This is a genomic window from Phormidium sp. CCY1219, assembly GCF_055795085.1.
Map to the genome: position 1 here is coordinate 1 of NZ_JAYFEQ010000718.1, position 21,444 is coordinate 21,444.

The 21,444-nt window shown below is 50.9% G+C and carries 15 protein-coding genes; 7 read left to right on the plus strand and 8 right to left on the minus strand.

Annotated elements, in window-relative coordinates; genetic code table 11:
* Positions 1–282: 282 nt before the first annotated feature.
* Both pheT and AC0QH1_RS21470 read right to left on the minus strand, forming a co-directional pair.
* Positions 283–2,727 carry a phenylalanine--tRNA ligase subunit beta gene (gene pheT / locus AC0QH1_RS21465; RefSeq protein ID WP_324633363.1) on the minus strand — a complete coding sequence of 815 codons (2,445 nt, stop codon included), beginning with the start codon at positions 2,725–2,727 and terminating at the stop codon, positions 283–285.
* Between the two features lie 157 nt (positions 2,728–2,884).
* Complete coding sequence (locus tag AC0QH1_RS21470) at positions 2,885–4,504, minus strand: serine/threonine-protein kinase (protein ID WP_324633364.1); 1,620 nt, start codon at positions 4,502–4,504, stop codon at positions 2,885–2,887.
* A gap of 327 nt (positions 4,505–4,831) precedes the next feature.
* Here AC0QH1_RS21470 and AC0QH1_RS21475 point away from each other — a divergent pair, with 327 nt between their 5' ends.
* Positions 4,832–5,023 (plus strand): hypothetical protein, encoded by a 192-nt coding sequence (locus tag AC0QH1_RS21475; protein ID WP_324633365.1) that lies wholly within the window; start codon positions 4,832–4,834, stop codon positions 5,021–5,023.
* Between the two features lie 292 nt (positions 5,024–5,315).
* Here AC0QH1_RS21475 and AC0QH1_RS21480 read toward each other — a convergent pair whose 3' ends face one another.
* Positions 5,316–5,561, minus strand: coding sequence for a hypothetical protein (locus AC0QH1_RS21480; RefSeq protein ID WP_324633366.1), 246 nt, complete (start codon positions 5,559–5,561; stop codon positions 5,316–5,318).
* A 273-nt stretch (positions 5,562–5,834) separates the two neighbouring features.
* Here AC0QH1_RS21480 and recQ point away from each other — a divergent pair, with 273 nt between their 5' ends.
* Positions 5,835–8,309, plus strand: a complete 2,475-nt coding sequence (gene recQ / locus AC0QH1_RS21485) for a DNA helicase RecQ (RefSeq protein WP_324633377.1) — start codon at positions 5,835–5,837, stop codon at positions 8,307–8,309.
* 160 nt (positions 8,310–8,469) lie between these two features.
* Here the strand turns inward: recQ and msrA are convergent, their stop codons facing one another.
* A complete protein-coding gene (gene msrA / locus AC0QH1_RS21490; protein WP_324633367.1) occupies positions 8,470–9,126 on the minus strand; it encodes a peptide-methionine (S)-S-oxide reductase MsrA in 657 nt (218 codons plus the stop codon).
* A gap of 193 nt (positions 9,127–9,319) precedes the next feature.
* Between msrA and AC0QH1_RS21495 the strand changes: the two genes are divergently transcribed.
* The gene (locus AC0QH1_RS21495) at positions 9,320–10,219 is read left to right on the plus strand and encodes a phosphotransferase (RefSeq protein WP_324633368.1); all 900 of its coding nucleotides are present in this window, start codon (positions 9,320–9,322) and stop codon (positions 10,217–10,219) included.
* Between the two features lie 138 nt (positions 10,220–10,357).
* On the opposite strand, the gene AC0QH1_RS21500 is transcribed toward AC0QH1_RS21495, so the two are convergent.
* A complete protein-coding gene (locus AC0QH1_RS21500) occupies positions 10,358–11,785 on the minus strand; it encodes a glutaredoxin family protein (protein WP_324633369.1) in 1,428 nt (475 codons plus the stop codon).
* 463 nt (positions 11,786–12,248) lie between these two features.
* On the opposite strand from AC0QH1_RS21500, the gene AC0QH1_RS21505 reads away from it, so the two are divergent.
* The 4 genes from AC0QH1_RS21505 to AC0QH1_RS21520 are packed head-to-tail and all read left to right on the plus strand — an operon-like array spanning position 12,249 to position 15,578.
* Entirely contained in the window at positions 12,249–13,700 is a 1,452-nt protein-coding gene (locus tag AC0QH1_RS21505) for an RtcB family protein (RefSeq protein ID WP_324633370.1), read from the plus strand.
* A gap of 3 nt (positions 13,701–13,703) precedes the next feature.
* Complete coding sequence (locus tag AC0QH1_RS21510) at positions 13,704–15,023, plus strand: archease (RefSeq protein WP_324633371.1); 1,320 nt, start codon at positions 13,704–13,706, stop codon at positions 15,021–15,023.
* A 24-nt stretch (positions 15,024–15,047) separates the two neighbouring features.
* Complete coding sequence (locus tag AC0QH1_RS21515; RefSeq protein ID WP_324633372.1) at positions 15,048–15,386, plus strand: hypothetical protein; 339 nt, start codon at positions 15,048–15,050, stop codon at positions 15,384–15,386.
* A 51-nt stretch (positions 15,387–15,437) separates the two neighbouring features.
* Positions 15,438–15,578 (plus strand): hypothetical protein, encoded by a 141-nt coding sequence (locus AC0QH1_RS21520; RefSeq protein ID WP_324633373.1) that lies wholly within the window; start codon positions 15,438–15,440, stop codon positions 15,576–15,578.
* Between the two features lie 104 nt (positions 15,579–15,682).
* On the opposite strand, the gene AC0QH1_RS21525 is transcribed toward AC0QH1_RS21520, so the two are convergent.
* The 3 genes from AC0QH1_RS21525 to bchH all read right to left on the minus strand — a co-directional run bounded on the left by AC0QH1_RS21525 (position 15,683) and on the right by bchH (position 21,244).
* Positions 15,683–16,630: an NAD(P)-dependent alcohol dehydrogenase gene (locus tag AC0QH1_RS21525; RefSeq protein ID WP_324633374.1), complete on the minus strand. Its 948-nt coding sequence runs from the start codon at positions 16,628–16,630 to the stop codon at positions 15,683–15,685.
* A 70-nt stretch (positions 16,631–16,700) separates the two neighbouring features.
* Positions 16,701–17,423, minus strand: a complete 723-nt coding sequence (locus AC0QH1_RS21530; protein WP_324633375.1) for a response regulator — start codon at positions 17,421–17,423, stop codon at positions 16,701–16,703.
* A gap of 80 nt (positions 17,424–17,503) precedes the next feature.
* Positions 17,504–21,244 (minus strand): magnesium chelatase subunit H, encoded by a 3,741-nt coding sequence (bchH, locus tag AC0QH1_RS21535; protein WP_324633376.1) that lies wholly within the window; start codon positions 21,242–21,244, stop codon positions 17,504–17,506.
* Positions 21,245–21,444: the final 200 nt, after the last annotated feature.

Here is a 21,444-nt window from a genome sequence, read left to right on the forward strand (position 1 = left end):
TGCAACATTCCTCCGCACATCATATCGGTAAGCGATTGAAATCGCGCCTTGGCAATCCAAGTCCGCCTATGCGGACTAATTCTTTTTGCAACATTCCTCCGCACATCATATCGGTAAGCGATTGAAATCGCGTCTTGGCAATCCAAGTCCGCCTATGCGGACTCATTCTTTTTGCAACATTCCTCCGCACATCATATCAGTCGTCTTTAGAAGATTTCAGCTATAAGGCGGGGACTCAAAGTCCCCGCCTTTAAATGCCTATCCGATACCTCCAAGGTGGATTTAACTTCTCAAATTCACCTGGAATTTTTTGACCAAGGCATCGCGGACTTTTTGATGCACCGGGTCTACATCCTTGTCCTTGAGGGTGCGATCGGCTTCGCGATAGACCAGTCGGAACGCTAAACTGCGCTGACCTTCCGGCACATTTTGCCCGCGATATTCATCGAACAATTCCACCGATTCTAATATAGCACCGCCGGCTTTAATCATCACTTTTTCCAAGTCAGCAACCGGAACCTCGATGGGGGCGAAGAACGCCAAATCGCGATCGGATGCCGGATAAGTAGAATAGGAGTGGAAGGTGCGATCGCGCGTTGCTTGCCCCAATCCTTGAACCAGGGGTGTTAAATCCATTTGGAACACATACACCGCATCGGGCAATTCCCGTTTTTGGCGCAGTTGCGGATGAAGCTGTCCGAAAACGCCGATTTGTCGGTCTTGGAACCAGAGAGAGGCGGTACGTCCCGGATGTAACATCTCCGGGAAGATATCTTTGGCTGGGGTATATTCCACCGTGAGGCGCAACCGTTCGAAGGCATTTTGCAGGATACCTTTTGCTTCGTACCAGGTTATCGGTTGTTCCCGTCCGCTGCGGATCCAGCGTCCGCGTGTGGGGTCGCCGCCGATAATGCCGGCGATCGCTTCTTTTTCCTGCAATCCTGCGGAATCCTTCCAGAACACGCGACCGATTTCAAACCCATTGAGCGCGCCATTGCCCTGTTCTAAATTAAACGCAAACGCATCCACCATGCCCGAGAGCATTTCGGTTCGCAGGGCAGAATATTCCGTAAATAGCGGATTAGAAAGAGCGATTTGAGACTCATGTTCTGCCTTGAGCAAGGAATAGTGCATCAATTCGGTCAACCCGGCACCTCGCAAGGCGTTTCGCAGTTGCCGTTGTGCGGACACTTCCGGGGAGAGTTCGCCGGCAGCACTTTGAGTGGGGAGGGTTTCGCAGAAGCGATCGTAACCGTAGAGACGGGCGATTTCTTCGATTAAATCGATTTCCCGTTCCAAGTCGCGGGCGCGATAGGGGGGCACTTTCACATCCCAGCGTTCCCCTGGGTCGATCGCGGTTACGTCACATCCCAACGCCGTCAGGATGCGTTCGATATCGGATCGAAGCAATTCACCGGTGCCCTCTTTCACCGGACCGAGCACGCGGTTGACCCGATCGCGACGCAGGGCGATGGTATGCACCGTACCGCCGGGGCGCAATTCTTCCGGGCGGCGATCGGCGAACTCTTGAAACACCGGTACGCCGCCGGCCAATTCGCAAATCAGGGCGATCGCGCGCTGACAGGCGGTTTCTAACCCCGCATAGTTGACGCCACGTTCGTAACGCGCCGAGGACTCGGTACGTAACCCTTGCGCCCGGGCCGATCGCCGAATTGCTGGCGGATCGAACAGGGCCGCTTCTAAAATCAAATTTTGGGTATTGTCGTGGACTTCGGTTTCTTCGCCACCCATCACCCCGCCGATCGCCACTGGTTTATTGTTGGCGGTTATCAGCAGATTTTGCGGTTGCAGGGTGCGATTTTGACCGTCTAAGGTTTTGAACCGTTCTGCAGCTTCAGCGAAACGAACGCCAATGGTTAACGATTCGCCACCGGCGAGTGATTGTAAGCGATCGCGATCGAAAGCGTGCAGGGGTTGTCCCCATTCGAGTAAAATGTAGTTGGTAATATCCACCACATTATTAATCGGGCGGACGCCGGCAGCTTCCAGGCGCTGCTGCAACCACTGGGGGGAAGGGGCGATCGTCACCCCTTGGATTTCGGTGGCGATATACCCGGGACAAGCTTTTGGCTCTTGCAGGTTTAACGCCAGACCTTTGCCACCGGCTTGCACCGACACCGGATCGGTGGCGGGCAAGCGCAAGGGTGCGCCCGTCAGCGCCGCCACTTCTCGCGCCACCCCCACCATACTCAAGGCATCGGCTCGATTTGCCGTAGAGGTCAAGTCCAAAATGACGTCATCGAGACCCAACAAGGGGCGAACGTCTGCGCCGATTTCGACTTTCTCGGGGTCAAAAATATAAATGCCCTCGGAGTCTTTTTCCAAACCCAATTCGGCGAGGGAGCAAATCATACCTTCAGAGGGAACGCCGCGCAATTTGGTTTTTTTGATTTTCAAATCGATCGCGGCGAGATAGGTGCCTGTTGTGGCTACTGGCACGTACATATTCGATCTTGCATTGGGAGCGCCACAGACGATGTTTAGGGGCTTGTCTCGGCCCACATCGACTTTGCAAACGCTCAATTTATCGGCGTTGGGGTGTGGTTCGCGTTCGATCGCAAGTCCCACCACGACGCCATCAGCCCATGTCCGCCGGTCTTCGATGTCTTCGACTTCAAATCCTGCCATCGTCAGCGTATGAGCTAACTCTTCTGGGGACATGGTGATGTCTACCAGTTCCCGCAACCAGTTGAGAGAAATCCGCATTGATGTGGACGCCTAAAAAATAAGTCAGCAAAAATAAGTCAGCCTAACTTATTTTACTTGCTGTTGGGCGCGATGGGAATTCTTCTGGTGGAGATTGGGGAACCGCCGCAATGGCGTTTGGCGGAAATGGCGGGGTTGGGGGCGCGCCACGGCGAGCTTAAAAGAGGCCGCGTTTGCCGTTGGGTTTGACGGTAAGCCAGTTGGTGCGGGCCATTGCGAGCTGGCGATCGCTGACTTTCGCGCCGGTTAGATTTGCGCCGCACAGATTGGCTCCCCGGAGATTGGCTTGGGAGAGGGAGGCTAAGCGCAGATCTGCGCCGCGCAAATCGGCGCGCTCTAAATTGGCATTGACGAAATAGACTTTGCTCAAGTTGGCATCGCGCAGGTTGGCGCGCACTAAGCTGGCGCGACCGAAGTTGGCGTTAAAGAGATTGGAGCCTTGCAGGTTGATGTCATCGAGGGTGGCGTCGTAAAAGTTGGCTCCGGCTAAATGGGCTTTGGCCAAGTTTAAGCCGACTAAATCGCAGTCGGCAAAGTCTTTTCTGCCTTTGCCATAGGCGAGTCGCACCCCATTGGCATCTAAGGTTTCTCCACTGCCCGCCGCCGAACCGCCACCGGCGAGGGTTTGGGTGCGAAATCGGGTGGCGGAAGTGGGGGCGGCGCTCAAGCCTTCGGTCATGTCGCGGGAGTTTTTCAGTTGGGTGGCTTTTTGTTTTTTGTTGGCTTTGCGGGCGCGAATCAGTTGGGCTTCGCGCACGGCGGGGGGCAACCAGGCGGTATTGGTGTTTCCTAATTGGGTTTCTTCTTCGGTTGGCGCTTCCCTGGTTTTGCTTTGGGAGACCATTCCTTGGGCGAGACTGTCGCGATGTTCTTCTACGTCGAGGGCGCGCAGGACCTCTTCGGCGGATTGGTAGCGATCGCGCACGGAAGCGGCGAGCATTTTCCCGAGCACTTCGGCAAAACTGTCGCTGATGTAGCAGAGGTGCTGACGCCACAGGATTTCGGAGGTCATGGGGTCGTAGCCCATGCGTTTGGGCGATCGCCCGGTGAGGAGATAAAGGCAAGTGGCTCCAATGGCGTAAATGTCGCTGGCATAAACCGGTCGCAGGGCCATCTGTTCTTGGGGGGCAAAGCCGGGGGTACCAATGGCGAAGGAGGTAAAGGCGGTTTCGCCGGTGGATTGGGGATTGACAATGGCGGTTTGGCTGACGCGATCTTTGACTGCGCCAAAGTCAATCAATACCAGTTTGTCGTCTACGTCTCGGCAAATGATGTTGGCGGGCTTGATGTCCCGGTGAATCACTTCATTTTCATGCAGGTATTTCACCAAGGGCAAAATGGCATAGAGAAATTGCTTGACGGCATATTCGGTGAATGGACCATTGCGCTTGACTTGTTGTTTTAAGGTTTGGCCGCTGATATATTCTTGTACTAAATAAAATTGCCGATCGCCTTCAAAGTAATCGAGCAATCTGGGCACTTGCGGATGGTTGCCGATTTTGCCCAGGGTTTTGGCTTCGCGCGCGAATAGTTGCCGCGCCATTTCAAGCACGTGCGGGGCGGTGGAGGCGGGACGCAGTTGCTTGATGACGCAGATGGGTTTTCCCGGTAAAGGCTCGTCTACAGCTACGAAGGTCGCACCAAACCCTCCTTGACCCAAAGCTTTGAGCGGGCGATAGCGATCGCGCAACAGTAACTTTGAGCCACAGGTTTGACACCTGACAGCGCGGTCGGGATTTTCGGGATGAGAACAGGCGGGATTGACGCAGTAGCTCATTAAACTTCACCTGAATAATAATGTAATGTTTTCGCCGTAAAAGAGCGATGTTTACTTTATGGTTGTAGATGCTACACCTCTTTTTGCTTACAGGATAACAATTCCGGCAGAATTGAGTTATCTCTACCTTAGATAATTTCCAGAGGATTTTTCAATTCGGATGCGGGTCTTTTTTTGAAAGTATTGTCAAAATTGCCCGGTTTTGTTTAAAGAGTTGGTAAATGCCGCATCACACGATCGCGATCGCGGCTTTCGTTTCCTCTAAGATCAGGATTCCCCAATTTACAAGTCTATAAACACCTCCGGTCATCTGTTGCAGTTCTTCCGATGTCCGAAAAAGTTCTGTTCGGTTTTGCCGGCGTCACTGGGGAATTTGCCGGATTTTCCCCTTGCGAAGAATCGGAAGTTAACGCCTATCTTACCTGGGTGAGATACGGCGCGGGTGATGTTCTGGCGGGCAATTGGATTCCCATGTGCCGCCTCTATCCCCATCATCCGAGAACCCCCCTTTCACCATGACGCTATCAGTGTAGCTTAGGCAATTCCCTCAATGTGGCGTGGGAATTCCTCAGCCTCGGATTGAGTTCACTTAAGTTATCACCCCTCCTCTTTTTTCACTTAAGCGCGAAATTGTAGGGAAATTGTAGGGAAATTGTAGGGAAATTGTAGGGAAATTGTAGGGTGGGCAATGCCCACCCTACGGTATTTTACCTCTAAGGGAATTAAAAAGGAAGAATAGCTCACTTAAACCCGAACCCGATGCAGGAGATGAATATCGGCATGGTTAGGGTTAGAAAATGCGGTTCTGGGGTCAGTTAGTTCTTGCCCGGGCCAACTTCGCGCCCGGACACCAAGCGCAACTATCATCGAGTTTTTTGTTGGATTTCGCGCAAGCCGAGTCCACCCATCGTTCGCCGGTTAGGGGACAGACAAAGGTTTTCGGCGCGATCGCCACAGAATTGGCACTCGGTAACTCCACCACCGGGGCATTGCCCGAGGAGGGTTTGCCCACGGCGGGGGCAACAACCTCGGTTGCACGGGAGTGAATTAACCTCATGCGGTTCCACCGATGCCTGGTGGTTGGATGCCTCAATAAAGGCGTTCCCATCTCGCTCCTCACATCACTTAAATAACAAAAGAGACTGGCAATTCCCCTCAGAATGGTTCTCAGTCTCCAGATTCGTTTAAACCTTCTAGATTCAAAAACCTGTGACCGGATAAAATAGATTTGCTCCTGTTGTAGAGAATTTCAACCGTGTGGTTTGAGGTGCCGATATGGATGCATCCAAACCTCTACAATAGTGAAGAAGTCCACGACGAACCGCAAGCGATGTCAGGCATCAGCCCCGAACCGGCCACCAAACCCCCCAACCTCGATCGCGCCCTGAAGCATTTTTTTGGCTATGACAGCTTTCGCCCGGGGCAGCGCGAGATTATTGCCTCAGCCCTCAAACAGCAGGATTTATTGATTGTCATGCCCACCGGGGGCGGCAAGTCCCTGTGCTTTCAGCTTCCCGCCCTGCTCAAACCCGGGGTGACGGTGGTGGTATCGCCCCTGATCGCGTTGATGCAAGACCAAGTAGAAGCCCTGCGAAATAATGGCATCGGGGCCACCTTTCTCAATAGCACCCTTTCGTTGCAAGAGATGCGTAAGCGCGAACAAGCGATCGTCCAAGGCAAAATCAAACTGCTCTACGTCGCCCCAGAACGCTTGCTGAGTCCCCGCTTTGAGCCACTCCTCCAGATTTTGTACTACCAAGTCGGCATCAATGCATTCGCGATCGACGAGGCCCACTGCGTCTCGGAGTGGGGTCACGACTTTCGCCCGGAATATCGTCAACTGCAACTGCTGCGCCACCGCTGCCCCGATGTGCCGATGATGGCCCTCACCGCCACCGCCACTCAGCGGGTTCGTCAAGACATTATCGAACAACTGGCTCTCAAAGACGCCAAAGTCCATATCGCTAGCTTCAATCGTCCCAATCTTTACTATGACGTGCTGCCCAAAGACCGAGGATCCTATCCCAAACTGCTCCGGTTAATTCGCCAAAGTAACGGTTCCGGAATCATCTACTGTCTCTCGCGTCGTCAAGTGGATGAACTCGCCTTTCGACTGCAGCGCGATGGCATCGACGCCCTCCCCTATCATGCCGGGATGAGCGACGAAGAACGCAGTGTGAATCAAACCCGATTTATCCGCGATGACGTGCCGATTATCGTGGCGACGATTGCCTTTGGCATGGGGATTAACAAACCCGACGTGCGCTTTGTGGTTCATTACAATTTACCCCGCAACATCGAAAGTTACTATCAAGAATCCGGACGGGCGGGACGAGACGGAGAACCGGCGCAGTGTACCTTATTTTTTAGCTATGGTGATTTAAAAACTATCGAATATATTATCGACAAAAAAGCCGACCCTGCCGAACAGCGGATTGCTCGTCAGCAGTTGCGCCAAATGGTGAATTATGCCGAAGGAACCGACTGTCGCCGGACGATTCAATTGGGGTATTTTGGGGAACGATTTGCGGGAAATTGTGCCAATTGCGACAATTGCAAAAATCCCCAACCTACGGAAGATTGGACTATTGAGGCGATGAAGTTTCTCTCTTGCGTGGCGCGGTGTAAAGAACGGTTTGGGATGAATTATATTATCGACGTGCTGCGCGGGTCGAAAAGTCAAAAAGTGTTGCGCTACGGACACGATCGCCTCTCCACTTATGGCATCGGCACGGATAAAACGAAAGATGAGTGGAAAATGCTGGGCCGATCGCTGATTCACCAAGGATTGCTCGCCGAAACCACGGATGGATTTTCCGTACTCAAGCTCAATTCCGCAAGCTGGGAGGTGATGCGAAAACAGCGATCGGTTCAGATTGCAGTACGGCGAAAAGAATCCACTCTCAGCATGGACCAACGGGCGAGCAAAATGGCGGAAGTGGAAATGCTGTTAATGATGTTGCGAAAACTTCGCAAGGAAATTGCCGACGAGCAATCCGTCGCCCCTTATATGATTTTTCAAGATTCCACCTTGAAATTAATGGCACATCAGCGCCCGCAAACCCTCTCCGAATTTAGCGAAATATCCGGGGTGGTGGATTATAAAGTGGAGCAATACGGCGATCGTTTTGTGGAAGCGATTCAATCCTATTGCGAGCAACAAGGATGGTCGCGATCGCCAGACGCCAGGGAAGCACAAACCGAGGATTCCGAACCGGTAGAGGCACTGTTCGAGCAATTGCGAATCCTGCGCCGCGAAATTGCCGACGAACGTGCCATTGCCGCTTTTCTGGTATTTCCCAATTCTACCTTAAGGCAGATGGCGCAACAGCGTCCGCAAACGTTAGCACAATTGAGTCAAATATCTGGGGTTGGGAAGCAAAAATTGGCCGACTATGGCGATCTCTTTCTGGCAGAAATTCAAGCCTTTTGTCAAGCCAACGATTTATCCGCCGCGATCGCACCACCCGATGCCGATATTCGCACCGAACCTTCCTACACCCAATTACAAACCCTGGAATTACATCAGCAAGGGATGAGCGTGGCGGAAATTGCCGAAACTCGCAACATTCGCCCCAGAACGATTATCCGTCACCTTTCCGAACTGATTGAAATGAACCAACCGGTGGATCTCGATCGCCTGGTTTCACCGGAACGTCAGGGGCAAATCTGGAAAGCCCTGCAAGTTATCGGCGATCGCAAATTGACTCCCCTGCGCGAGTATCTCGGCGAAAGCTACAGTTTCGATGAAATTAATCTGGTGCGGGGACTCTGGCGACGGGAAGTGGAAGAATTGGACTTTTAAGCGCTCAAACCAAAGCAACCGTCGCCTGGGTGACGCCCCCGAGTCAATCAGGGGAACTGATGCCAAATCGCATGGGGGCGCTTTCGCAGTGGAAGAGGTGGGGGTGCATCCCCAGGCTTTCGCCTAGGGATGAGATTATTACCACAAGTCAATCAAATTGTCAAGCCTTGAGCGGCGTGGTGGGACAAGAAACATTCGTGCCCCCCAAACCACAGTAGCCGCCTGGGTTTTTGGCGAGATACTGCTGATGGTAGCCTTCCGCGTAGTAGAATTCCGGCGCGTCGAGAATTTCCGTGGTAATTTCCCCGTAGCCGGCGGCGCTGAGGGCCTCTTGGTAGGCATTTTTCGAGGCGATCGCCAATTCTTTTTGGGCGTCGGAATAGGTGTAAATCCCGGACCGATATTGGGTGCCGGTGTCATTCCCTTGGCGCATTCCTTGGGTGGGGTTGTGGTTTTCCCAGAAGAGTTTCAGCAATTGTTCGTAACTGATAACCTTCGGGTCATACACCACGCGAACCACTTCATTGTGACCGGTCATCCCGGTGCAGACTTCTTGATAGGTGGGATTGGGGGTGTATCCGGCGGCGTAACCCACTGCAGTGACGAAAACGCCGTTTTCCTGCCAGAATTTGCGTTCTGCGCCCCAGAAGCACCCCATGCCAAATATTGCCATTTCCATCCCGTCGGGATAGGGGGGTTTCAGGGGATGCCCGTTGACGTAATGATGGGCGGGAACGGGCATGGGTTCTGCCCTTCCGGGTAAGGCGTCCTCGGGTTTGGGCAAGGAGAGCTTTTTGCCAAATCCAAATAGTACCATTAAGGTTAACTCCGTGTTGTGAACGACAATCTTAATCTTTCTTCATCTTATGTAATCTTTATTGGGTTGCGATCGCGGTTTCAATCTCTCGGATGGGGAAATTATGATCCATGAGCAGTTTCCAGTTGTTTACTCAACCCTTGCTAGTTCGGCGTTGGTGTCGCAAGTCCTACCCCAGTATGAAATTGCTTCAGTGACCCGGTGCCAATTTTGGCATCGGGGACTCAGCGATGTGTATCTGGTGGAAACCGAACGACACCCATACATTTTACGAGTGTCTCATCACCACTGGCGATCGAAGTCGCAAATTAACTTCGAACTGGAATTGCTGGATTTTTTGCACCAGCGTCAGTTAAGCGTCGCTTATCCCCTGCGAACTAACGAGGGGTTATTGTCGGTGGACATTCCTGCGCCGGAGGGGTGGCGGTATGCGGCCCTGTTTCCCTACGCCCCGGGAACTGTGGCGGTGGGGGATTTGAATGTCACTCAAAGTCACCTGCTGGGAACAACGGTGGCGCAGATCCATCAAGCGGCGCAAGCGTTTCGCTGCGAGTCTCATCGCCCACCGCTGACGTTAGAGTATTTGCTGGACGACTCTTTTGCAGCGATCGCCCCTTTTTTGACCCACCGACCTCCGGATTTGAAGTTTTTGCACGAGGCGATCGGTCAAATCAAATCTCAGCTCTACGATTTTCCCACAGAACCGCCCTATTGGGGTATCTGTTGGGGCGATCCCCATAGCGGTAACGCTCATTTCACCCACACCGGCGAATTGACTTTATTCGATTTCGACCAATGCGGTTATGGTTGGCGCATCTTTGATATTGCCAAGTTTTGGCAAGTCTCCCTCGCTACCGGGTTAAGCAGAAAGGTGCGCGAAGCGTTTCTCAATGGATATCAAACCCTCGCCCCCCTCACGGATACAGAACTCGCCGCTTTACAACCCCTCACCCAAACCGCTCACATTTGGCACTGGGCCATTAATCTTCATCATGCCCGGGTTTACGATTATAGCCGTTTGGACGACAGTTATTTTAACTATCGCCTTCAGCAGTTAAAGCGTTTGAAATCTTACGATTGGCAATTGTTTTAACCGGGTCTAATTTGACAGGCGAATTTCCTCCGAGTGGGCCATACCCCCCGACTAAAATTGTGGTAAAAAGCAAATTTTTTCAGTCGTCTTTAGACGACTTCAGCGATGAGGCGGGGACTTTTAGTCCCCGCCTTTCTTCTACCCAAAATTTAAAAATTCCGGCTTCACCAACATAATTCCGCCAAAGAAAAGCATTAACGTTCCCGCCGTCAGCTTCAGAATTCTGCCTTGATTTTCCGTCAGTCTAGTAGACTTAAACGAGTAAATAAAGTTAAACAAAATGGCCCAAAGCGGGATAATGTAAATTATCGCATACAACGCCGTCCAAAATCCATAACACAGCCAAGCATTCTCCCCACAGTATTTCACCAAACTGGTCAGGTAAACCGTGGGCAGAATGGCGGTGCAACCCAGTTCGATGAGATTCACGAAAATGGCCAGAACAACCGTTGCCCCTAATGCGGCAAAAAACATTCGTTTAGACCGGGCGGTTTGCAGGTTTCTGACGATAGTGCCGGCTCTCTTCGTCACCGCCACCTTTTGCTCCTGGGACAGGGAGAGGGAGAACTTAGAATTAAAGGTGAAATAGTCTTTAATATTAATCGCTCCTACTCCGATTAAAATGGCTCCCAAAATCCAGAAAAATATCTGCTCGTAGCGGGCGATAACCACCGACCCAATCAGGGTCATCATCATAATAAAGAGAAAGTACATGACCGCCGAAGTGATGATAAAAGTCGAGCCAATTAAGGTCATGTCCTGGCGGCGTTTGGTATGAGTCAGCAAAGACAGCAGAATAATCAGAACCGTAAAGGCACAGGGGTTAAAGCCATCGGCGATCGCAATTGCCGAAACGAACAAGGGAAAAGGCAGCGAGCGGGCAAACTGTTGAATCGCGGTCTCTGGAGTAACGGCAATAAAACCGAAAAAACTCACCAACCCGGTGGCCATCAATCCGCCGATCCAATATCTAGCAATTTGAGGATTGTTGCGCTTTTGCTGCTGATATTTCATCGCCGGATATGTGGCCAGATATAAAAGGGGAATTCCTAAAAATTTCCAGCCGGCTTTTCCGGGCTGTGCTTTGTCGGAAACTCCTCCGGATTTGGAAACATTTTCGGCGCGATTTTCGTCTTCGGGAAGTTGGATAGATTCGCCCAGTTCTTCTTCAATCGCGCGAACGATTTGATTGCGGTATCCGATATAACCCCGATAAACGGAATTGTATTCTAATGGGCCATTTTCTTCCGCGTAGCCGATGAAACTTTTCTCGCCGATAAAGGTGCGCGGGACTGCGCCGGAATTAATTTGACGTTCGGCGAGGAATTCTTCCCATTGATCCGGTGACTCGCTGACTTCAAAGGAGTGCAACCGAACGGCTTCGTTATGTTCGTCGATGTAGTTCATCAGCGGTTTTTGTTTGGCGCAGTGCGGGCAAGTTTTGCTGTGGAAGAAATACACATCCAACCCCGGACTGTCTGGGGTTGCGCCTGAAGGTAAACCCAACAACAATACCAAACAGGCGATCGCGATCGCTAAAATAACGTGAAAGCTTTTTTTCATCATCTTTGTTCTCCTTTTCTCGGAGTTAAGGCGCAAGTTCTTTCCTCCTCCAAGGTAATGTAGTTGAAGGAAAATGGCAGTGGTGTGTTTCGCCCACCGAAAACCTTCCCCGATGGCAGGATTTTCCATTGAATTTGCGCGCCAAATTTCCCCCCGAGACAGATCGCCCGCAGTCCTATTCCTTCTGTGGCGGCGATCGCGCTCTCCAGAACCCTGGCCACAAGTTATCGGTGATTTTGAGAATCATTCTAACGAAAATTCCTTGTCAATGTCTGCTTTTTTTGTAAAAATTTACAATTTGCAACCCTTCGCAATCTGGTGGCGAAAAAATTCTCATCTGCAACACCGGGGAGGGGTGGGGAGAGAATTCAAAACTTGGGGAGAACATCTTTCTTTTTACCGATGCAGGCGATTTTCATCTATGCTTGCTTAAATGAGAGAAGCAAATCATTCCTCAACTGGGACAATGAAACATATCAAACGCATTTCAGATACGATATGGGAAATTCCCGTCTCCTACAAGCAAGGGATGCAGGTTCCGGCGCGAATTTACGGCACGGAACAAATCATCCAAGAGATGGACGAGGCGGTGAGCGATCAAGTCACCAATGTTGCCACACTTCCGGGACTGGCGAAGTATGCCTTTTGTATGCCTGACGGGCACTTTGGCTATGGTTTTCCGATTGGCGGCGTGGCGGCGATGGATATCGATCGCGGCGGGGTCATTTCTCCGGGAGGAATCGGATTTGATATCAACTGCGGAATGCGCTTAGTGGTGACGAACCTAACAGAAAAAGAGGTGAAACCCTACATCGAGCAAATCGTGGACAAACTCTACGAACGGGTACCCGCCGGGGTGGGAAGCAAAGGATTTGTAAAAATCTCCCGGGATGAATTTCGCACCGTAGTGGAGAAAGGGGCGCAGTGGTGCGTTCGCAATGGATACGGTTGGGAAGAAGATTTAGAAATGACCGAAGAACGGGGGTGCATTGAAGGAGCGGATGCGGCAAAAATTAGCGATAAAGCTATCGATCGCGGGTTCAATCAAATCGGCACTCTCGGGTCGGGGAATCACTATTTAGAAGTACAAGTTGCCCGCCCGGAAAACATATTTGACAAAGAATTAGCCGAAGGATTTGGGATTACCATTCCCAACCAAGTGGTGATTATGTTTCACTGCGGAAGTCGCGGATTTGGCCATCAAGTGGCAACCGATTATTTGCAGGTATTTCTCAAAGTCATGGAAAGCAAGTACGGGATTAAAATTCGCGATCGCGAATTGGCTTGTGCCCCGTTTACTTCCCCGGAGGGACAAGATTATTTTTCCGCGATGAAATGCGGCTTAAATATGTCCTTTGCCAATCGACAGGTAATTTTGCACCGGATTCGGGAAGTATTTTCCGAAGTATTTGGGCGATCGCCGCAAGACTTGGGAATGCATCAAGTGTACGATGTTTCCCATAACACGGCCAAATTAGAGCGTCATGTGGTAGATGGAGAAGAGCGCAACCTGCTCGTCCATCGCAAAGGTTCTACCCGTGCCTTTGGTCCGGGGATGGAAGGCATTCCGGACGCCTACAAAAACCTGGGACAACCGGTGATTCTCGGGGGAAGTATGGAGACCGGATCCTATTTATTAGCCGGACTTTCTACCGGGGCGCAAACCTTTTTCAGTACCGCGCATGGAAGCGGTCGCACCATGAGTCGCACCAAGGCGCGCAAACGCTGGCGGGGGGAACAATTGCAAAAAGAAATGCAAGCCAAAGGCATTTACGTCCGCACCACCTCTTGGCGCGGTTTAGCAGAAGAAGCCGGCGGAGCTTATAAAGATGTAGATGCGGTGGTAGAAGCCACCGAAAAAGCAGGATTGAGCAAGGGAGTGGTGCGCTTGATTCCGATTGGAAATGTGAAGGGGTAAATCATGGAAGTTCGCACGCCAATTACGGTGATTACCGGTCCGTTGGGCAGCGGAAAAACTACCCTGCTGCGTCATATTTTAGATTCGGTTTCGGGAAAAATAGCGATTTTGATGAATGAATTCGGAGAAATCGCGATCGACAGTCAAATTATTGAAGGAAAAAATATCCGCATGACCGAACTCGGTGGCGGTTGCGTTTGTTGTTCCCTGGCGGGGGAATTTGAAGCGGCGGTAAATGAAATTATCGAGACCATCAAACCGGATGCGATCGTGCTGGAAACCACCGGGGTCGCCGAACCGGATGCGTTGGTTTTTGATATCCAAGAAGAGCTGACTTCCGTGCGTCTCGATGGGGTGGTGAGTGCGATCGATGCTGATGGATTGGTGAAATATCCGCAAATCGGTCACACCACCCGAATGCAAATCGAAGGGGCGGATTTGATATTGTTAAATAAGGTGGATTTGGTGACCGAACCGCAGCGCCGGGAACTGGAAGCCAAACTACAGGAAATTAACGATGTGGCACCTATCATCCCCACGGAACGCTGTCAGGTGGATCCGAATTTGCTGTTTGGCATCGATCGCAATCGCATTCAACCGCCGCCCCATCACGTTCATCAACCGGAATTCGATTCGTTTAGTTACCGTGGCGAAGCGGTTTTTAATCGCCAATGTTTTGCAGAATTTGCCGATCGCTTGGATAGGGAGGTGTATCGCGCCAAAGGGTTTATCCAGTTTCCCGAGGGCACTTTTTTGTTTAATTTCGTGGCGGGACGCTGGGAACTGGAGCCATTTAGTCCGCAAGGGACGCAATTGGTATTTATTGGCAAACAACTGCGCGATCGCCAAACTGAAATTATCCACCGTTTAACCGCTTGCGAGCAATCGTCTATGTCCTACGAATTTTTAGAAGAAATGGCCACGGCGGATATCGCCTTTCGCGCCGTGGGCGAGGATTTAGAGTCCCTGTTTAAATCTGCATGGAATGCCACAATGAACGCGATGATCGAAAATTTGCAGGCGATTTCACCGCAGGAGACCCGGAGTTTTTCCCTGGAGAATGAGGCGCTGGATATGTTGCTGTTTAATTTTCTGCAAGAGCTGATTTATTATAAGGATAGCGAGCAATTGTTGTTGCGACCGCAACAGGTGAAAATTGAAGAAAATGCGGGAGGCTATCATCTGCAGGCGGTGACTGCTGGCGAAACCCTGGACCGCGATCGCCACGAACAGCGCGTGGATGTGAAGGCGGTAACGTTACACCAATTTGAAGTGAAAAAAACCGATACCGGTTGGATGGCAATTGCGATTTTGGATATTTAGTCGCAGGGGTCGCGGGTCTCGGGCGTGGGGTCTCGGGGTTGCAAATCTTTCGCGATCGGCAAGCAATTCGCCACAGAAACCCGGTTTCTGACCCCTTGTGGGTGGGTCGGGCTTCTCTCAAAGGACACCGACGCCCTGGGGGCTTTTTTGGCGGGATGTGACGGCGATCGCAACATCGGACAACCTGCGTCACAGAGGATTCCTCCGCAAATCACTACAAATCGACAGCGCGATCGCAGCTTAAATGAGGCGGATATCACAGCGTTTTTTCTAAAAGAAGGGAACAATAAGAATAAGAAGGCAACCCACGATATCTGGGACAATCCCGATCCAGTTGACATAGTGGCACAACCGAGTCACTAACGAAGATATTCGACTTCCTAAACTAAAACTATAGAGTTCAGCGCCAAACCCATGAAAACCAGTATTTACCTGAGCAAAGTTAACCCGACCCAGAGAACCGCTTTGTTTGAAAATCCCAAACCGGCGGCGAAGGAAATTATCGAAACTCCCTATTCAGACATTCTCAGTCGCATTCTGCAATACATTAAGTAGTTCATCGTTTTTATTATCTACACCCTTGAATACCCCGCATTTCCCCTCCTCCCGCTGACGGGACGAGGGGAATTTTATCGTGCAGTTATCGGCAATTTGTCTGCTTATTGCGCCACGGCGATCGCGATTTTTCCCGTCACGTGACCGGTTTCGCTGCGGGCGTGGGCGGCGGGTATTTCATTCAGGGGATAAGTAGCGGCGATCGTGGTTTTTACGCGCTCTGATTCAATCAGTTGTTTGAGATAAGCTAAATCCTGACCGTTGGGTTTCACGAGGATAAATTTAGCCGATTTACCTGGAAAAATAGAGGTCAACGCAGTTTGAAATAGATTCCCCGGCGTCGGTAAAGTGGTGACATAAACGCCCGAGGATTCTAATCGATTTTTACAGTTTAAAAACGATTGATTGGCCACCACATCGAAAATAATATCGTAGCGGACATTTTCTTGGGTAAAATCTTGCTGGGTATAGTCGATAACCCGGTCAGCGCCTAACGCGCGCACCAATTCCAGATTTGCAGTGCTACAGACCCCGGTTACTTCCGCTTCCATTACCTTTGCTAGTTGCACCGCAAAGGTGCCAACACCGCCGGAAGCGCCGTTAATTAGCACTTTGTATCCGGGTTGGATGCCCCCGCAGTCGCGTAAGCCTTGCAGGGCTGTTAATCCCGCTAGGGGAACCGTTGCGGCTTCTTCGTCGGTCATGTTGTGCGGTTTGTAACAGGCGAGGTTTTCGGGAACTGCGGCATATTCGGCATAAGCCCCCCCGATCGCGCCATTGAGTTGGGCGTAGATTGTATCGCCTTGTTGAAATTGCGTGACATTTTCGCCCACTTCTCGCACTTCTCCGCACAGGTCAAATCCCAACACCATCGGAAACTTGTTTCTGGTGAGAAATTTGAGCATTCCTTTGCGGATTTTCCAATCCACGGGATTGACGCTACTGGCCCGAATTTTTACCAATAATTGGTCAGGGTTGATGGCGGGTTGGGGCATGTCTGCGTACTGCAGTACCTCCGGGGAACCATATTGATGGATAACCATTGCTTTCATTCGGTTTATTCCTCCTGGGTGGTCTGGTTTTTAGTTTTAACAGATTTGAGAGCGATCGCCGATAGGTGCTTTATGGCGATCGCGAGACAAATATATTCCCAAGCAGACAGAAAAGCACCAGTTCAAAAAGTTCGTGGGGGTCTTTTGTGGTGCCATTGGCCCCGAGTTGGCGCGCTTCGCTTTTATGCTGGGCAAGAATGGCGCGATCGTAAATGATATAAGGCATGTAAAAGCCCGCTTGGCGCATCCGTTGTAGCAAGGTATAACCGGCTGTTTCGTCGGGAGGACGCTCTAAATCGGAGATAATGGCGTGATATTGATGGAATTTAAGTTTTTCGATCGCCTCTTCCGTATCGCGACAAAAACTAAATTGAATGCCCAAGGATTCAAAGCATTTTTTTTCATAGAAATTTTCTTCTAGGCGATCGTCTACCCACAGCACTCGTTTGGTGACTAATTGTTCGGTGATTTGCGGATGAGAGGCGCGATCGATAGTTTCGGCAATGTCGTGGGCTTCGTCTTCTACCTCCGTGGGCGGTGGAAAGTCCGGAAGAGGGAGTTTTTTTTGCGCCGATGCTGCCCCTAAAAAAGCCGCCGCTTCGATTTTTCTTTTCACCGTAGCTTCCACCCCTGTCGGTCCGGCTTTTAAGGTAAATTCGCTGACGTTTTTCATTATTCTTTTAATCGAATCGCCAAAATAGACTACGACAAAAACGGCGACTAAAGGCCAGCCGATGGCTTGCAGCAATATAGCGATCGCTTCGATTGTCTGGGTTAACTGCTCATCGGTCATATTTGACACCCCGGTTTAAACTGAGTGAAACTGGAAGAAATCTGGGGGCGAAATCACTTCACCCCCAACTGTCATTTTACCTATGAAACTGTCACGCCTTCGATTTCTTCATCGGCGCGATCGTACAAGGCGCGCAGTTTTTCTAACTTCTCTTCATCGGGAGTCCAAAATCCTCTTCCCTGGGCTTCCAACAAGCGCCCGATAATATTGCGAAAGGCTTCCGGATTTGCTTTTCGCAATTTGTCGGCCATTGCTGGGTCTAAAGCGTAGGTATCCGAGGCTTGGTCGTACACCCAAGAATCTTTAAACTCCACGGTTCCTCCCCATCCCATTAATGCGGTCATCCGTTGGGAGATTTCATACGCGCCTCCCGACCCTTGATTGGCCATTGCTTCTGCCCATTTGGGATTGAGCAATTTGCTGCGATATTCTAAGCGCAAAAGGTCTTCTAATCGACGGGGTGTGGTATCCTTAGAAAAGCTTTCTATAAAGCTGGCGCTTACTTTTTTGCCGCTTTGTTTTTCGGCGGCTCGTTTTAACGCCCCGGTATTGGCATAATATTCTTGAATGTCGGTTAAGCCGTATTCTACGGAGTCGATTTCTTGGACAATGCGATCGCTGGTTTTTAACAACTGTTGGAGTACCTCCGGACGGGCTTTGCCTTTATCCTGACGTCCGAAACTAAACCCATTGCGACTTTCCCAAGTTTCTGCTAATTCATCCCCCGATTCCCAATTACTATCCACTACGCGATCGTTCACCAAAGACCCAAAATCCCCCGCCGGATTAGAAAATAACCGCGCCGAAGCATTTTCCACACCCTGCGCTTTTAATTCTAAGACATGTTTGCGGATAAAATTCTCCGCTTCCGGTTCATTGGCGTCTGCTGCGCGCTGAAATAAATCGTCGAGCAGTTCGATAATATTGACAAAACTATCGCGGAAAATTCCCGATAAATTGGCCAACACATCGATGCGGGGATGGCCAACTTCGGCCAAGGGTTGTAATTCATAGCGCACGATGCGACCCGTGCCTTCTTTCAGCGGTTTTGCGCCGACTAATTCTAGCACAATTCCCAAGGATTCGCCGCGCGTTTTAATCGCATCCAATCCCCACAACATGACCGCAACGGTTTCTGGATATTTGCCGCTTTCGGCTAAGTTTTGGGCGATAATTTTTTGGGCAATTTCTCGCCCGCGCTCGTATGCGCCGGGAGAGGGCATCCGATAGGGGTCTAAGGCGTGAATATTGCGCCCGGTGGGCAATACGCCGGGGCCATCGCGCAATAAATCACCGCCGGGAGCGGGGGGAATGTATTCGCCATTTAATCCGCGCAAAAGGTTGTTCATTTCATCGGAAGTTTGCATCAGCAATTCGGAAATTCGCAACACTTCCTCGCCGCTTTCGCCCAGAGAATTGAGGACTGTTTTGCCATTATCGGTGGCGATCGCATCTACCACTTCTGCGGGAAAGTCTCCCTCGAAATAGGCATCGAGATACGCCTTTAAAGCTTCAGCTTTGGGCGCTTCTCCAAGGGTATGCAATCCAGCGGAAAACAATCGCTGTTCTAGCACTTGTAAATAGTCGTAAATTTTGATAAAATAGGCGTTTAACACCTCTGGGCTAAACATACGTGCGGTTTCTGAGGTAAAGTCTAGTCCGAGTTTTTTCGCGTCTTCTAAGGGACAATCGGAGGCTAAACCGCTATCGACAATTTTGGTGGCGATCGCCTCTCGCAGTGCCGCATTTTTCTGCGGGTCTTCGCGATATTCGGCGATTAAATCGCGCAGGGCAATCAGTTCTTTATATAATCCGGCGCGACCATAAGGCGGCACGTTATGGGAAATTAATACCCCATAACCGCGACGCTTGGCTAACATCGATTCCGAGGGATTATTGGCCGCATAGAGATAAAGATTGGGCAAATCACCTAACAGAATATCCGGCCAAGAATAGCCGGTATTGCCTAACGGCGATCCGGGCAACCATTCCACGGTGCCGTGCATTCCAAAGTGAACGATCGCGTGAGGTTGATATTCATTTTGCAGCCATTTGTAAAAGGCAGCATACTGCGGATGCGGGGTCATATCCCGTTCGAACATCAACCGCATCGGGTCGCCAGAAATGCCCAGTGGCGGTTGCACGCCAATCCAAACATTTCCCAGTTGAATTCCGCCGATATGATAGTTGTCGCCATAGGTTTTCAGACCCGTTCCGGAGAGGGATTTCCATTGTTTTTCTATACGGTGCGCGCGCAGATATCCCAACCATTTATACAGGGTTTTGACGGTGACGAACCCTTCGCCATCTGTACCCTGGGTCAGGGTGGGATTTTCGTCTGCTTCTTTCACCCGCCGGATCGCTTCTTCCCCCTCTTCGGGTAACTCGCCTACGGTATAACCCCGCTCTTTTAAGGCGTGCAGAAACTGGAGCAAACTGCGGGGCACGTTGAGTAAGGCGGCGGTTCCGGTTGCGCCATAACCGGGGGGAAATCCGTATAAAATAACGGCTAATTTGCGATCGCGCGTGGGGGTGCGCCGCAGTTCGATCCAGCGCTGAATCCGCCCGGTTAACCGTTTGACTCGTTCGGGAATAATATAGATATCTTCGCCGACTAAACCGCCGAGGGGTACGGTATCGATCGCGCCGTCGAGTTCGGGCAAGGCATACAAAACCACACTTTGCAATCCGCCAATCCCCTGGCGCGTCCAAGAATGGATATCCTGAATCAGCAGGGGGGCGGCGATGATATAGGGTATATTTTTGGCGGTGAGAATCCGCTTCGCCACGTCCACCTGACGCCCTGCTTCCATCGAACCTGCCGGCCCGCCAACGAGGGGGAACCCAATGGTAGAGGCGATCGCATCCACTTCTACCGCCTCTTCCGACAAGGAGGGAAGTTCGATATTTCCGCGTTCTCGCTGCCCGGTTTCATATGCCGTGGTCATCCAGTCGCGCACCGCTACATGACCTTCTACCCCATTAATAAATATCGGTAATGGAATCAATCCCGCTGCTTCAAACTGGCGAATCAGTTGCGGAATATAAGGCTGTTTGGTAATCACATGTTTGCGATACAGTAAAATTCCCACCACGGGAGTAGCGGAAGATGCGCCGTTGCGCGTCTGAAAAATTGGCGCGGTTTTTTCCCGCCGATACCATTCTAAATACTCGCGCGCAGAGGCAAAATATCCCCGATAATCGGGATGCAGTAATCCCATATTTGGGGTTTCTATTGGGGGCGGAATTTCGCCTACTTTTAATCCCAGATATTTTTCCGCTAAAGTCCAACACATGGCGGCAACGTTTTCCGCCCCGCCGGCATTCCAGTACCCGTAAACGATTAACCAGTTGCGGAGGTCTTGCACTTTCCCTACCGGGACAAATTTGAGCAGTTTCGGTCCGGTTTTCAGGAAACTAATATAGCCGGCGAGTTTATCTTCTTCTTTGGTATTGGAAAATTTGCTGAGGATAAATTTAATGGGTTTCGGCATTCCTTTGGGTTTTTCACCAAAGGCAAATTTGCCCAGTTTTGTGAGGCTCATCAATTCCAGCGCCGACTCGAAAACCAGACGAATGGGAATGTTTTGCACTCGATCGCGCAACCACAGCACTCGATCGTAGTCGAAGATGAGACTGGCGAAAAATACGTCAGCGCCTTGTAGGGCGGTTTCCACCGCTTCCGGGTCCCCGGTGAGGTCGCGATCGCTAAACACGCGAACCTCCAACTCGCCACACCGAGAACTCGCCAACTGCGCCGCTTTCCGGTACAAGTCGGCGTTAAAGGATTCAAATCCAGCAATGAGAACGATGCGTTTCATATTCCCCACTTGTTTGCTAGCTTGCTGCTGCGATCGTAGCAGAAATTTTGGGTTTTGGTCCCTGGACAATTCTGTTATAATCAAAACTGTGGTCAACTTTCTTGCAGGTCCATGAGTTTAATTGCTGCCAAACGCTTTACGATTGATGAGTATCATCGCTTAATCGATTTGGGGTTTTTCCAGGAGGGCGATCGCATCGA